The following is a 13,458-nucleotide window of genomic DNA, read 5'->3' on the forward strand; positions in this document are numbered from 1 at the left end:
CTGGTGTATCTGTTAGGAATCAATCCTATGGCAGAGTAGCCAAGCCGGGAGGGGATAAACGCTGAAGGCATCTAAGCGTGAAGCCCCCCTCAAGATGAGATATCCCATTCGTAAGAAGTAAGACCCCTTAAAGAGTATGAGGTTGATAGGGCAGAGGTGGAAGTGCAGTAATGCATGCAGCTGACTGTCACTAATAGGTCGAGGGCTTATCCAGAAGGTTTCAAAAATCGGAGTATTTCAATCAGTAAGCAGTTTTGAAGGTATATTCCTTCGATGGCCCGGTGGCTCAGTTGGTTAGAGCGCCGCCCTGTCACGGCGGAGGTCATGGGTCCGAGTCCCATCCGGGTCGTTGTTCTGCGACAGCAGGACACATTGTTAAGAATATGGGGTGTTAGCTCAGCTGGGAGAGCATCTGCCTTACAAGCAGGGGGTCATAGGTTCGAGCCCTATACGCCCCATTTCTTCTTTCAAAGACAATTTTATATTCGCCGATATGGCTCAATTGGCAGAGCAGCTGATTTGTAATCAGCAGGTTGACGGTTCGAGTCCGCCTATCGGCTTATGGGCGATTTCCCGAGTGGCCAAAGGGGACAGACTGTAAATCTGCTGCAGATTGCTTCGGTGGTTCGAATCCACCATCGCCCATTTTTTTAATTTAATATCGCGGGGTAGAGCAGTCTGGAAGCTCGTCGGGCTCATAACCCGGAGGCCGCAGGTTCAAATCCTGCCCCCGCAACTTCTTTTGACATCGGATTTACATCCGGTGTTTTTTTTATTTCAGGTGAGAGGTTTTAATGATTTCCGATAATATTTTGACAGAAAATATGCAGGGTTTTATTTAAGAAAGATCCGAGCGGTTATGATATAACAGAATCTGAAAAAATGTGATCACGAAGCGTCGATGGAGGAATACAAGTGCTCGCTTGACCAGCGCTTTTTTGTGACATAACCGTCGCGCAGCGGCAGTTATGTCATGCCGTCTCCATATGAGCGTAAACGCTCGCATGGCTCGTGGCTTATGTGGTATAATGGGAACGTATTTTTGACATGAGAAAGATGAGAAGATCAATGAGTTTTACATACAGAATCCGGAACACCAGAAAACAGTGTATGATTTTTGCAGCGGCTGCCTTTCTGACAGCGGGGGGGATCGGAAGTTCCGTATCCTACGCTGCAAGTGCGCCGGATACCTCGAGCAATGCTGCCGCCATGCAGGTGAATGCACCGGAAAGCAGCGTGAGAGGCGCAGCGATATCGGATACAGCGGAGAATTATCTGAACGGTGCCGAGATTCGTATGATCGAACCGGTCGGAACCGCACAGAATATGTCGTTTGTACTGAAAACGGTGGATGGACATGTGATTGTTGTGGACGGAGGCCGCGAAGAGGATGCGGATGCTCTGATTTCCGAGATTCAGTCGATGGGAGGAACCGTTTCGCTTTGGCTGCTGACGCATCCGCATGATGATCATGTCGGCGCGTTGACGGAGATTTTAAACCGCAATCCGATTCCTGTTCAAATTGATCAGATCGCCTATCGTTTTCTGACCAACGATGATTATGAACAGGGCGATAATATGGGCCGTATGGAAAACTATACTTCGATTGCCACGGCGCTCGACCGCATTGACCAGTCGAAGAAAACGATTGTCGGAAAGGGTCAGACGATAACGGTGGGAGACGCCGTCGTTCACGTGCTGAATGATCCGTATGTCTGCAAGGTCAGTACCTTCAATAATGCATCCATTGCCTATCGGATCGATATGGGAGGAAAAAGAATTCTTTTTCTCGGCGATATGGGAAGAGAAGGCGGCAACCATCTTCTGAGCACCTGTAACGGAGCAGAATTGAAGGCGGATATTGTTCAGATGGCACATCACGGGAACCATGGAGTGGGACGGAATTTCTACGAAGCGGTCCGTCCGGAGGTTTGTATGTGGCCAACGCCGTCCTGGCTCTGGAACAATGAAAAAGACGGCATAGCGGGTGCGGGCCGGTATGAGACACCGGTTGTGCGCCGTTGGATGAAAGAACTCGGCGCCAAAAAGAATATCATTTCGAAGGATGGAACCCAGAGCCTGAAGTGATGCACAGGGAGGAACTCGGCGGTGGATAGGGCAGAACTTTTGAATAAGAATGCGATGCTGGCCAGAACCGGTGACGGCTCCGGGTATGAAAATATCTATATTCTCACGGTTGGCGAGACGTATGGGAAAGTACATTCTCTTCAGCTGGAACCGGGAGATGAGGAAGTTCTGATCGAAGAAGTGTATGTCAGTCTCTTTCGGCATGTCCATGAGCTGCCGATGACGGAGGAAGACCTTTCCGGTGCGATCGAGGATGAAATCTACCGATCAGCGGGTCGAATCTTCGGAGAAGAGGTGGCGGACCGTGTGATTACCGGAAGTCCGGTGGAAATGTCGGAAAATATCGCAGCCGCAATTTGGATGCGGATTGAGGACGCCGCCGGAATCCGAAGCGATGAGGATGCGGAGGAAGCGGACTGGAAGATCTGGGCGGTGATTGCCCTGAAGGTGTTCGGCACTTTTCTGATGCTGGTACTGATTGCGGCGGTGATCTGGTATATCTGGGAACATGCAACGAGGATCTGAAGATGGGAAAAATATATTATCTGATGGGAAAAAGCGCCTGCGGAAAAGACACGCTCTATAAGCGGATTCGCATGGATCTGCCGGAACTGGCCGTGTCCGTCCCATATACCACGCGACCGATGCGCGAAGGTGAGACCGACGGTGTAGAATATCATTTTACGACCGAAGCGGATCTCGATCGGATGCGGAAGGAAGGGCGCGTGATTGAGGCGCGAACATATCAGACGGTAGCCGGTCCCTGGACATATGCGACGGTGGATGACGGATCCTTCGATCGGAAGGGAAAGGATTTTCTGATGATCGGAACGCTGGAATCCTATTGCGCTGTCCGGGATTATTTTCCGGAAGGGGCAGTGATTCCGCTTTATATCGAAGTGGAGGACGGTATCCGTCTGGAGAGGGCGATCCGGAGAGAGAGAGAACAGGAGAAACCGCAATATGCGGAACTCTGCCGGCGATTTCTGGCGGATGAACAGGATTTTTCCGAAGAGAATCTCCGTAATGCCGGTGTCGCAACAGCATACCCGAATCTGGATTTTGATGCGTGTGCGGAGAGACTGGAGGACGTCATTCGAAACGGACGGGCGGATTCGGAATAAGGAGGAAGGAAGATGGCAGGTTTTCACGATATATTGGGACATGATTCCATTAAGGATCATTTCCGGAAGGCAATCGAATACGGAAGAGTTTCACATGCCTACATCCTTGCGGGTGAGCGGGGAATGGGAAAAAAGTCGCTGGCGAAGGCATTTGCCATGACACTTCTCTGTGAAAAAAGTGATGAGGAACCGTGCATGGAGTGTCATTCCTGCAAACAGATGCTGTCGGACAACCATCCGGATGTCATCTGGGTTACGCATGAAAAGCCGGCATCGATCGGCGTCGATGACATCCGTGTTCAGGTGAACGACACCATTGATATCCGGCCGTACAGTTCCGCACATAAGATTTACATCATCGATGAGGCGGAGAAAATGACGGCGGCAGCGCAGAATGCGCTTCTGAAGACAATCGAGGAGCCGCCGGCCTATGCGGTGATCCTTCTGCTCACAACCAATCAGGAGCTTTTTCTTCCGACGATTCTCTCCCGCTGCATTCAGCTGAAACTGAAACCGCTGCAGGATTCCCTGATCGTTCAGTATCTCACGGAGAAAATGAGTCTGAACGAGAACCGGGCCGGCATGGTTGCCGCATTTGCCCGGGGAAATCTCGGACGCGCGGCATCGATTGCCGGATCCGAAGAATTCGCGGAGATGACGGAGACATTGCTTCGGATTTTGAAGAGTATTCATGAGATGGACACCGAAAAGATGCTGGATACCATCCGGATGATGACGGCAGAATTTTCCGATCTGAATGAATGTCTGGATTTCATGCAGCTGTGGTATCGTGATATACTGATGTTCAAAGTCACAAAAGACATGAATACTCTGATCTTCCGGAATGAGTATTCGGCAATATCGAGAATCTGCGCTTCCAGCTCCTATCCCGGACTGGAGCAGGTGCTTGATGCAATCGACAAGGCGAGAGTGCGGCTCGGCGCCAATGTCAATAAGGAACTGGCATTAGAGCTCCTGTTCCTGACGATGAAGGAGAATTGATTTATGATAAAGGTAATCGGGGTTCGGTTCCGCAGTGCGGGAAAAATCTATTTTTTTTCGCCGGGTGAACTGGAGATCAAAAAGGGTGATCATGTGATCGTGGAGACCGCCCGCGGGGTTGAATTCGGAAAGGTCGTTCTGGGCAATCGAGATGTGGAGGAAGAAAAAGTCATCCAGCCGCTGAAACAGGTCATCCGTATGGCAACGCCGGAAGATATCGCAGCGCAGAAGGCACATCGCGAAAAATCGAAGGAAGCGTATAAAATCTGTCAGGAAAAGATCCGCAAACATGAGCTGGATATGAAACTGATCGATGTGGAATATACGTTTGACGGAAACAAGATCCTGTTTTATTTCACGGCAGACGGCCGCGTCGATTTCCGCGAGCTGGTCAAGGATCTGGCTTCCGTGTTCCGCACCAGGATTGAGCTCCGTCAGATCGGTGTCCGCGATGAGACCAAGCTTCTCGGCGGAATCGGTATCTGCGGAAGACCGCTGTGCTGCAACACATTCCTCTCGGATTTTGCGCCGGTTTCCATCAAGATGGCCAAGGAACAGAATCTCTCCCTGAACCCGACCAAGATTTCGGGTGTATGCGGAAGACTGATGTGCTGTCTGAAAAATGAAGAAGAGACATATGAGTACCTGAACAGTAAAATGCCGGCAAACGGCGATTTTGTGACCGCAGCCGACGGAACAAGAGGACAGGTACAGAGTACCAATGTTCTGCGCCAGACCGTCAAGGTGATTGTCAATACCGGAGACGACGAAAAAGAGCTGCGCGAGTATCGGGTGGAAGAACTGAAATTCCGTCCGAAGAGAAAAAAGAATGCGGAAAATGACAGCGATGAGAGCGCTGAGCTTCAGGCGCTGGAAGACGGAGATTTCTCCGGTGCGGAAAAGCAGGGAAGAAAAAAAGAACGCTCAGGCCGCGGAAACCGGGAAGGCCGGGATGGTCAGGAACGGGAAAACCGCGGCAGAGGCGGCCGTGAGAACCGCGAGGAAAAAGATGGACAGGAGCGGGAAAACCGCGGCAAAGGCGGCCGTGGAAACCGTGAGGGCCGTGACGGTCAGGAACGGGAAAACCGCGGTAAAGGCGGCCGGGAAGGCCGCGAGGAAAAAGACGGTCAGGAGCGTGAAAGACGCGGCAGAGGCAGCCGGGACAGCCGTGAGGGAAAAGATGGTCAGGAGCGCGGAAAAAACCAGCGCCAGAGAGGACGCCGTGACGGTCAGGAACCGGGAAACCGGGAAAACAGCGAAAGACCGGAAGAAAAAACTGCTTCCAATCCCGGAGATTCTGCAACCAACAGCCGTGAACCGGAAAGAGGGACGGAAGAATGACCTTGCAGGACGATCCGGGCAGAACAGAAGACGGACATCCGGTACCGGCAGTCATGCTGGCCAATGATGTTCCGCTCTATGAGGATGAGCTGGTGGATGATCTCCAGCGGAATCATTATCAGATCATCCAGAAGAAAAAAGGCTTTAAGTTCGGCATGGATGCCGTTCTGCTCTCCGGATTTGCGAAAGTGAACGACGGAGAGAGAGCCATCGATCTCGGAACCGGGACCGGAATTATCCCGATTCTTCTGTCGGCAAAGACGGAGGGAAAGCATTTTACCGGTCTTGAGATTCAGGAAGATATCTGTGAGATGGCACAGCGAAGCGTGCGGCTGAACGGAATCGGAGAGCGGGTGGAGATTCTCCGCGGCGATATCAAAGAGGCGTCAAAACAGTTCGGTGCGGCGTCATTTGAGGTCGTGACCTCCAATCCGCCGTATATGAATGACAGTCACGGACTGAAGAATCCGAATCTGCGAAAGGCGATCTCCCGCCATGAGGTGCTCTGCACTCTGGACGATGTGTGCCGGGAGGCGGCAAAACTGCTGATTCCGGGCGGCCGGTTCTATATGGTTCACCGCCCGCACCGGATTGCGGAGATCATTACGGCGCTGAAACAATACCGGCTTGAGCCGAAGCGGATGAAATTCGTTCATCCGTTTTCGGACCGCGATGCCAACATGGTTCTGATAGAAGCCGTGAGGGGCGGAAACCCGATGGTAAAGCTGGAAGCACCGATCATTGTTTACAAATCCCAGGGCGTATACACCGATGAGATTTATGAGATTTACGGATACTGAAAACCATGTTGGAGGAATATGATGGCTGGAAAACTGTTTCTTTGCGCGACACCGATCGGCAATCTGGAGGATATCACGCTGCGGGTTCTGGAGACACTCAGATCCTGTGATCTGATCGCGGCGGAGGATACCCGGCATACGATCGGACTGCTCAACCATTTTGAGATCAAAAAGCCCATGACCAGCTACCATGAGTTCAACAAAGTGGATAAAGCGCGGGTTCTTGTGGAAAAGATGCAGGAAGGTGTGAATATCGCACTGGTAACGGACGCAGGAACACCGGGAATTTCGGATCCGGGCGAGGAGCTCGTGCGGCAGTGTGTGGAAGCGGGAGTGGAAGTTACATCGCTTCCGGGACCGGCGGCATGCATTACGGCGCTGACGCTGTCCGGACTGGCGACCAGAAGATTCTGTTTCGAGGCGTTTCTGCCGATGGATAAGCAGGACCGCGCGTGGGTTTTAAAGGAACTGCAGAGTGAAACCCGCACGATCATCCTGTATGAGGCGCCGCATCGACTGGTCAGAACCCTGAAAGAACTGCGGGATGCCCTCGGCGAGAATCGGCGGATTTCCCTGTGCAAAGAGCTGACAAAGATCCATGAGACGGCATTTCGCACGACCATCGGAGAAGCGCTGGAGTATTACGGCGAAAATGATCCCCGGGGCGAGTTTGTCCTTGTGATCGAGGGAAAACCGATCGAGGAGATTCTCCGGGAAGACAGCGCCAAATGGGACTCCATGACGATTCCGGAGCACATGGAATTCTATATGAGCAAGGGAACCCCGAAAAAAGAGGCAATGAAACTGGTGGCGGCGGACCGCGGAATCTCCAAGAGAGATGTGTATGCGGCGATGCTCGAAGAGTGATCGCAGACGCCAGAAAATCGCGGACTCCGGTTTGGAAAGATACATTCGGACGGCGAAAGTCCTGAGCGTTATCGTTTCAGGTATTCCGAGGAAACCGGAAAATCAAAATAGGTGTCCGGGTAAGGTTCATTTTTCAGCGTGAAATGCCACCATTCGCAGTCCAGAGTGGAAAAGCCGTTCCGGACCATGGCATTCTGTAGAATCATACGGTTTTCAATCTGTTCATCCGTGATGTTCCGATAATCAATATGAGAAGCTTCGCTGAAGAGATCAAACGGACTTCCCATATCCAGTTCTTTTCCTGTCTTCATGTCCAGCAGAGTCGCATCGATCGTGCTTCCGCGGCTGTGGCTGGACTGTTTGGCAATGTAGCCTTTGGAAAACAGTTCCTGTTTTTCCAGATCCGGGTAAAAATACGGTTTCATCCGGATATCCTGATCTTCAATTCCCCAGAAAATAAAATGTTTTACGGCGCGGGCCGGACGATAGGCGTCAAACACCTTCAGGCGGTATCCTTTGACGGACAGCTCGGTGTTTACGGTTTTCAGGGCCCGGGCCGCTTCTTTGGTGAGGAGCGCGCACGGTTCTTCGTAGCCGTCGATCCGGTCACCGACAAAATTATATGTGGAATAATAGCGTATCTCCTGGATGATGCCCGGAACAAGATCGGCCAAAAGGACGAAGCCGGACGGATCCATCGTTTCATTTTTATAATCAGCTCGCATCGTTAAAACCTCAATTATCATTTTTATGATGCTATTGTAACGGGTAATTTTTTTCTTTTCAAATCATTCCGGAGACAATCGGAAAATTGGATACAACCAAACTGATTTGACGAGGAAAGAACGATACTTCGATGCATTGGTAAAAGAGGAAATCAAGACGGAATATTTCTGAAAAGGAAAGGGCGAAAAGAAGAAATAACGGTTTATTTTCGGGATAACGCTGAAAAGGAAAAAGGGACTTGCGCCCTGAAAAAAACGTAAATATAATTTAGACATCCTGAACGGAAGCAATCTGAAAGGCAGAGTTCTCCGGCGGTTCTTCGCCGATTCTGTCCGGCAGTTCAGGTCTTGGTGAATCAGAACAGGCTTTTCAAAAAGCCCGGACTGATTCCATATCGATCGGGTTTCACCGAACGTTCAAGAAGAAGTAAGAAGATTCAAGAAGATGAGGAATCAATATGGGTTTACGATGGACGATCCTGCTGGCGGTCTGTGCGGCGGGGGCGGTCAGCGACCTCAAAAAAGGAATAATACCGAACCGGATCCTTCTGACCGGCTTCGCCGCTGAGGCAGCAGGACTCCTGTGGACCGAGCCGCTGATCACTTTGGGAGCAGAAGAGGCAAAACTGTGTTTTATCACGATCGGAACCATGGTTCTGTTCAGCCCGCTGTTTTTTTTGGATCTGTGCGGCGCCGGGGATGTGAAACTTGCGTCACTGATCTTTGGCAGCGTCGGAATGTATGAGGGACTCAGGGTATTGTTCTGGGGCGGGCTTCCCGCCGCAGTCTGGTCGCTGGGAGTGATGCTCTCCCATGGGATACTTCGGCAGAGGATTCAGTGGGTGTATGAGTATCTGAGAACATGGATGATATGCGGGAGTCCGACGGCATATCCGGTCGGAATAACGAACCGGAACACCGGGACGGCAATCCGGCTTGCGCCATTTCTCTTGATTGGCGTTCTCCGGGAGATGCTGTTCGGCGGATGACAGGAGGGATAGTATGCGCAGGATTATGGCAATTTATGACCCGGATGAAGATTATGCGTATCGGTTTGCGGAGATCATCAACCGGAGGGAGCGGATGCCGTTTGAGGTGATCGCCTTTTCTTCTCTGGAGAGTCTGGAACGCTATGCAAAGGAAAATAACGTTGCGGTTCTCATGGCGGGCGGAAAGGCAGATCACAGCCGGGTGAGGGCTATCCGGGCGGAAAAAAGGGTCTGGCTGGAGGACGGCCGGTCGCTGGCAAAAGATGCGGACAGTATGAGCATTTACAAATACCAGTCCAGCGACAGTATTATCCGAGAGGTAATGAGTGAGTACTGTGATTCGGAGGAGATTACATCGGAGGACGGAATCCGGGGAAAAGCAGAGATTCTGGGCGTTTATTCACCGGCGGAAACAGGCCTTCGGGATGCATTTGCCGTGACGCTCGGGCGTATTTTTTCTCAGCGGACGCCGTCTCTGTACATCAGTCTGGAGGAATTTTCCGGGATGGGGATTCTCACCGGAGATGAGTTTCGGGAGGATCTGTCGGATCTGCTCTACTATTACGGTGCGGGATCATACAGCAATGTGCGTCTCGGAAGTATTGTCCACTCTCTGAACGGACTGGATTTTGTGCCGCCGGTGCGATGCCCGTCGGATCTCGATCTGTCGAGCGAGGGAATTATCCCCGGACTGATCGGAACGATCGCGAGTGAAAGCACCTACCGGAAGATTATTCTGGATCTCGGCAGATGCCGGAAGGTGACGCCGAAGATTCTTGCCATGTGCGCCAAAGTCTATATGCCGTTAGCAAAAAACGGTCTTTCCGGGGCAAAAACGGGGGAATTTGAGGAATATCTGAAAAACACCGGGGACAGCAGCATTCTGGACCGTGTACAGAAGGTCTATCCGCCGACGGAACTTCCGTCCGTGAGCAGAGGATATTTTGAACAGCTTCTGTGGGGACCGATGGGCCGGTATATCCGTGGACTGGTGATGGGAGGAGCGTATGAAGAAGAGGAAAACAGGGGAAACGGATATGCGGGAGAATGCGTCGGATGAATGGGAAATGGATAACAACCGGACGGGAAGCCTTTCGGAGCGGATCCGGGACGATATCGAGATACGGCTGCATGACCGCATGGCCGTTTCGGATGAAGAACTGGCCGAACTGATCGACGACCGGATCCGGGAGCACTCCAGGGAGGGAATCCTGAATCTGGAGGACCGGCTCCGGCTTCGCAAGGAATTGTTCGATTCGTATCGGAAACTGGGGGTTCTGCAGGATCTGGTGGATGACCCGAATGTCACGGAGATCATGGTCAACGGATATGACTGTATTTTCTTTGAAAAGCGTGGCAGAATCACGCTTTGGGACCGGAAATTCCGGTCAGAGGAGGAACTGGAAGATCTGATTCAGCAGATTGTGGGCCGCGTTAACCGGACAGTCAATCTCGCATCACCGATCGCGGATGCCCGTCTGGAAGACGGATCCCGTGTTCATGTGGTACTGCCGCCGGTATCCATCGACGGCGCATCCCTGACCATCCGAAAGTTCCCGGAGAGTTTCGACATGAAAAAACTCATCGCAAAGGCTTCTCTGACGGAGGAAGCGGCGGAGTTTCTTCAGGTTCTTGTCCGCAGTGGATACAACATTTTCATCAGCGGCGGAACCGGAAGCGGAAAGACGACATTTCTCAATGCACTTTCCGGTTTTATCCCGGCATCGGAGCGTGTGATTACGATCGAGGATTCTGCGGAGCTTCAGATTCAGCATGTCAAAAATCTGATCCGGCTGGAGACAAGAGAAGCGACCCGGGACGGTGCGGAAGCGGTCACGATGCGGGATCTGATTCGGGCCAGTCTTCGTATGAGGCCGGACCGGATCATTGTGGGTGAGATCCGCGGCGCGGAGGCACTGGATATGCTGCAGGCGATGAATACCGGACATGACGGATCACTGTCGACCGGACATGCGAACAGTGCGGCGGATGCCCTGAGCCGTATTGAGACTATGGTTCTGACCGGGGAAGGCGGACTGCCGCTTGCGGCGATCCGTCGGCAGATTGCCTCGGCAATTGATCTGATTATACAGATTGCAAGGCTCCGGGACCGCTCGAGACGGGTAATGGAGATTACGGAGGTGACCGGATATGAAAATGGTGAAATTACGCTTTCACCAATCTTCCGATTTGAGGAAGAGGGATGGGAAGAAGCAGGTGCCGGGGAACGGAAAAACAAAAAAAGAAAGGAACCTTTTTCGGACGGGATTCACGTGGAAGGAACACTTCGGAAAGTGGGGGAACTTAAAAACCGCCGGAAGCTTCTTCTCAGCGGAATCTGCACCGGATAACGGGGGCGGAGGGAGAAAGAGAAAGACGGAAGGAGCGGAGAATGCACCGCCGGATTACCGGGTATACCGGCTGAGTCCTCGGGAATGGATTTCCTATCTTCTTCAGGGAGCAGCGGCCTGTGCATTGATTTCCTATGTGTTCTACCGGTCCGTTCCGGTATTTGGCATTCTTCTTCCGCTGTCGGTCCTTCGGCCGCTGTTCGCGGCAAAGACACTCGGGAAAGCGCGCAGAGACCGGCTCCGGTTGGAGTTTCGGGAGGGAATCGGGGCGATCGCTTCCGCGCTGGAAACCGGTGCCTCTCTGGAAAACGCCTTTTCACTGGCAGCAGAAGATATGAAGGAGATCTACGGGGAAGACGGAATGATTGCGGGAGAATTTTACAGAATATCCCGTCAACTTCGAATGAATCGGACGGTGGAGACACTGGTGGAGGGATTTGCGGAGCGAAGCGGCGTGGAGGAGATCCGGAGTTTTGCGGAGATTCTTGCGATTTCCAAGCGGAGTCAGGGGGGAACCGCGCAGATCATCGCCCATGTATCCGGAGTGATCAGCGGACGGATCCGGGTGAAGGAAGAGATTGAAAACATGACGGCGGAAAAACGATTTGAACAGAAGATTATGAATCTGATTCCGTTCGGCATTGTGATCTACATCGATTTCACGTCGCCGGGGTTCTTTCAGGTGATGTACACGACCGTCGCAGGCAGAGTCGTGATGACGATTTGCCTTATCGTCTACGCGGTCAGCTGGATGATCTCGGACAGGATTCTCCGGGCGGGACAGGCAAAGTGCGCGTAAAGGAAAGCGTCAGAGCGAATGAACGCCGGCTGTACATGTCTGTGGCGGAAAAGTGACCGGTCAGAGACAGAACAAAGAAAAATGAACGGATCGATCGGGGAAAAAACGGTATGAAAAAGAGAAAAAGCGGGAGGAGAGAAGGTGAAGATTCCGAAAGCGAAAGTCGGCATTGACCGGCGGCAGCTGATCGCCGCCGGCGCGGGAATTCTGCTCGGAGCAATGATGTGCGTGGTTTCATCCGCGGAGGATCATTCCGGAATCCGTTCGTTTCACCGGAATCTGTACGGCGGCAGCGGGCGGGATGAGGAGGTTATCGTCTCCGGCCTGACGGATAAGGATGAGACGATGACCATTCATGTCGCGGAACGGGCGTACAGCAAAGAGGAGGCATACCGGGCGATGGAAGAGGCAGCGAAGATGCTGCCGGAGCTGATGCGGGGAAAGAATCCGGGTCTTTCGGAGGTGAGCGGCCCGCTGAATCTGCCGGAACGTCTTCCGGATTCGGGAATCCGTCTGGACTGGATTCCCGATGATCCCGATCTGATCCGTTTTGACGGGGAAGTGGACCGGAAGCACATAAAGGGGAAAATGGAGACCGGAATCACTGCATCGATGGAGGCAGAAGATTACAGCAGCCGGTTTTATTATCCGATCACCCTTGTGGAATCTCAGCAGACAGATGGAGAGAAACTGCGCAGCGGGCTGGAGCAGCAGCTGGAAACGGAAGATGAACGGCAGAAAACAGAGGAACACTTTCAGCTTCCGGAGGAATACGAGGGAAAGCCGATCGTATTTCGAAAGCCGGAGGATCGTTCCTGGGCGGCATTTCCGCTGCTCGGATTTCTTGCCGCAATGGCGATACCGGCGCTGGATCGTCAGAAAAAACAGGAACAGGAGAAAAAACGGGGAATCCGGCTTCAGGAAGACTATCCGGAGATTGTATCGAGACTGGTGGTTCTCTCCGGGGCCGGGCTTCCGGTGATACGGGCCTGGGAAAAGATTGTCCGGGATTATGAGAAGACGGAAAAAGAACGGCCGGCCTATGAGGAGATGGCGAAGACCTGGCATCAGATGGAACGGGGGATGCCGGCTGGAAAGGCGATGGAACTGTTCGGCGCAAGATGCGGTGAGCTTTCATACCGTCGTCTGATCGGACTTCTGCGCCAGAATATCCGAAACGGTTCCGGGCAGTTCCGGGAGGCATTGGAGAACGAGATGGAAAGAGCGTTTGAAGAAGAGCGGAATATGAGCCGCAAGAGAGGGGAAGAGGCGTCGACGAAGCTTCTTCTGCCGCTGATTTTAATGCTGATGATTGTCATGGTAATGGTGTCGGTTCCCGCATTTTTAACATTTACGGCAGGCTGACAGAAAG

Annotated in this window: 12 protein-coding genes, 5 tRNA genes, 1 rRNA gene and 1 pseudogene; 18 read left to right on the forward strand and 1 reads right to left on the reverse strand. The window is 52.4% G+C overall.

Features of this window, described 5'->3' with window-relative positions; all coding sequences use genetic code 11:
* From BR86_RS0110030 to rsmI, 13 genes and pseudogenes are all read left to right on the forward strand, one after another.
* Window positions 1-214, forward strand: a 23S ribosomal RNA gene (locus BR86_RS0110030); the annotation flags it as partial.
* A gap of 61 nt (window positions 215-275) precedes the next feature.
* Window positions 276-349, forward strand: a tRNA-Asp gene (locus BR86_RS0110035).
* A 36-nt stretch (window positions 350-385) separates the two neighbouring features.
* Window positions 386-458 (forward strand) — tRNA-Val (locus tag BR86_RS0110040).
* A 29-nt stretch (window positions 459-487) separates the two neighbouring features.
* Window positions 488-560: transfer RNA gene (locus tag BR86_RS0110045), tRNA-Thr, on the forward strand.
* A 3-nt stretch (window positions 561-563) separates the two neighbouring features.
* Window positions 564-645, forward strand: a tRNA-Tyr gene (locus BR86_RS0110050).
* 17 nt (window positions 646-662) lie between these two features.
* Window positions 663-736 (forward strand) — tRNA-Met (locus BR86_RS0110055).
* 332 nt (window positions 737-1,068) lie between these two features.
* Window positions 1,069-2,088 (forward strand): ComEC/Rec2 family competence protein, encoded by a 1,020-nt coding sequence (locus tag BR86_RS0110060; protein ID WP_051684731.1) that lies wholly within the window; start codon window positions 1,069-1,071, stop codon window positions 2,086-2,088.
* Window positions 2,089-2,109: 21 nt separating this feature from the next.
* Entirely contained in the window at window positions 2,110-2,613 is a 504-nt protein-coding gene (locus BR86_RS0110065) for a hypothetical protein (RefSeq protein WP_143050863.1), read from the forward strand.
* Window positions 2,614-2,615: 2 nt separating this feature from the next.
* Complete coding sequence (locus tag BR86_RS0110070; RefSeq protein WP_031473564.1) at window positions 2,616-3,212, forward strand: guanylate kinase; 597 nt, start codon at window positions 2,616-2,618, stop codon at window positions 3,210-3,212.
* A gap of 12 nt (window positions 3,213-3,224) precedes the next feature.
* A complete protein-coding gene (gene holB / locus BR86_RS0110075; RefSeq protein WP_031473566.1) occupies window positions 3,225-4,214 on the forward strand; it encodes a DNA polymerase III subunit delta' in 990 nt (329 codons plus the stop codon).
* A 3-nt stretch (window positions 4,215-4,217) separates the two neighbouring features.
* A pseudogene (locus tag BR86_RS16620) lies at window positions 4,218-5,132 on the forward strand (PSP1 domain-containing protein); the annotation flags it as partial.
* A 476-nt stretch (window positions 5,133-5,608) separates the two neighbouring features.
* Window positions 5,609-6,355, forward strand: coding sequence for a tRNA1(Val) (adenine(37)-N6)-methyltransferase (locus BR86_RS0110085; RefSeq protein ID WP_031473570.1), 747 nt, complete (start codon window positions 5,609-5,611; stop codon window positions 6,353-6,355).
* A 21-nt stretch (window positions 6,356-6,376) separates the two neighbouring features.
* On the forward strand, window positions 6,377-7,222 hold the full coding sequence (gene rsmI, locus BR86_RS0110090; protein ID WP_031473572.1) for a 16S rRNA (cytidine(1402)-2'-O)-methyltransferase: 846 nt from the start codon (window positions 6,377-6,379) through the stop codon (window positions 7,220-7,222).
* A gap of 68 nt (window positions 7,223-7,290) precedes the next feature.
* Here the strand turns inward: rsmI and BR86_RS0110095 are convergent, their stop codons facing one another.
* The gene (locus BR86_RS0110095) at window positions 7,291-7,947 is read right to left on the reverse strand and encodes a M15 family metallopeptidase (RefSeq protein WP_051684732.1); all 657 of its coding nucleotides are present in this window, start codon (window positions 7,945-7,947) and stop codon (window positions 7,291-7,293) included.
* A gap of 458 nt (window positions 7,948-8,405) precedes the next feature.
* Between BR86_RS0110095 and BR86_RS0110100 the strand changes: the two genes are divergently transcribed.
* From BR86_RS0110100 to BR86_RS0110120, 5 genes are all read left to right on the forward strand, one after another.
* A complete protein-coding gene (locus BR86_RS0110100) occupies window positions 8,406-8,936 on the forward strand; it encodes a prepilin peptidase (protein ID WP_031473576.1) in 531 nt (176 codons plus the stop codon).
* A 13-nt stretch (window positions 8,937-8,949) separates the two neighbouring features.
* On the forward strand, window positions 8,950-9,996 hold the full coding sequence (locus tag BR86_RS0110105; RefSeq protein ID WP_051684733.1) for a P-loop NTPase family protein: 1,047 nt from the start codon (window positions 8,950-8,952) through the stop codon (window positions 9,994-9,996).
* Between the two features lie 79 nt (window positions 9,997-10,075).
* Window positions 10,076-11,287: a TadA family conjugal transfer-associated ATPase gene (locus BR86_RS0110110; protein ID WP_031473580.1), complete on the forward strand. Its 1,212-nt coding sequence runs from the start codon at window positions 10,076-10,078 to the stop codon at window positions 11,285-11,287.
* 124 nt (window positions 11,288-11,411) lie between these two features.
* Window positions 11,412-12,086: a type II secretion system F family protein gene (locus tag BR86_RS0110115; protein WP_242841596.1), complete on the forward strand. Its 675-nt coding sequence runs from the start codon at window positions 11,412-11,414 to the stop codon at window positions 12,084-12,086.
* Window positions 12,087-12,227: 141 nt separating this feature from the next.
* On the forward strand, window positions 12,228-13,451 hold the full coding sequence (locus BR86_RS0110120) for a type II secretion system F family protein (protein WP_051684734.1): 1,224 nt from the start codon (window positions 12,228-12,230) through the stop codon (window positions 13,449-13,451).
* Window positions 13,452-13,458 lie beyond the last annotated feature (7 nt).

It is taken from the genome of [Clostridium] aminophilum DSM 10710, assembly GCF_000711825.1.
Taxonomy (GTDB): Bacteria; Bacillota; Clostridia; order Lachnospirales; family Lachnospiraceae; genus Clostridium_R; species Clostridium_R aminophilum.

Excerpts from the sequence above, each read along its gene's own strand:
- BR86_RS0110060 (WP_051684731.1), top strand. The coding sequence starts at position 1,069 with ATGAGTTTTACATACAGAATCCGGAACACCAGAAAACAGTGTATGATT.
- BR86_RS0110110 (WP_031473580.1), top strand. The coding sequence starts at position 10,076 with ATGGCCGTTTCGGATGAAGAACTGGCCGAACTGATCGACGACCGGATC.
- BR86_RS0110085 (WP_031473570.1), top strand. The coding sequence starts at position 5,609 with ATGCTGGCCAATGATGTTCCGCTCTATGAGGATGAGCTGGTGGATGAT.
- holB (WP_031473566.1), top strand. The coding sequence starts at position 3,225 with ATGGCAGGTTTTCACGATATATTGGGACATGATTCCATTAAGGATCAT.
- BR86_RS0110095 (WP_051684732.1), bottom strand. The coding sequence starts at position 7,947 with ATGCGAGCTGATTATAAAAATGAAACGATGGATCCGTCCGGCTTCGTC.
- BR86_RS0110105 (WP_051684733.1), top strand. The coding sequence starts at position 8,950 with ATGCGCAGGATTATGGCAATTTATGACCCGGATGAAGATTATGCGTAT.
- BR86_RS0110100 (WP_031473576.1), top strand. The coding sequence starts at position 8,406 with ATGGGTTTACGATGGACGATCCTGCTGGCGGTCTGTGCGGCGGGGGCG.
- rsmI (WP_031473572.1), top strand. The coding sequence starts at position 6,377 with ATGGCTGGAAAACTGTTTCTTTGCGCGACACCGATCGGCAATCTGGAG.
- BR86_RS0110070 (WP_031473564.1), top strand. The coding sequence starts at position 2,616 with ATGGGAAAAATATATTATCTGATGGGAAAAAGCGCCTGCGGAAAAGAC.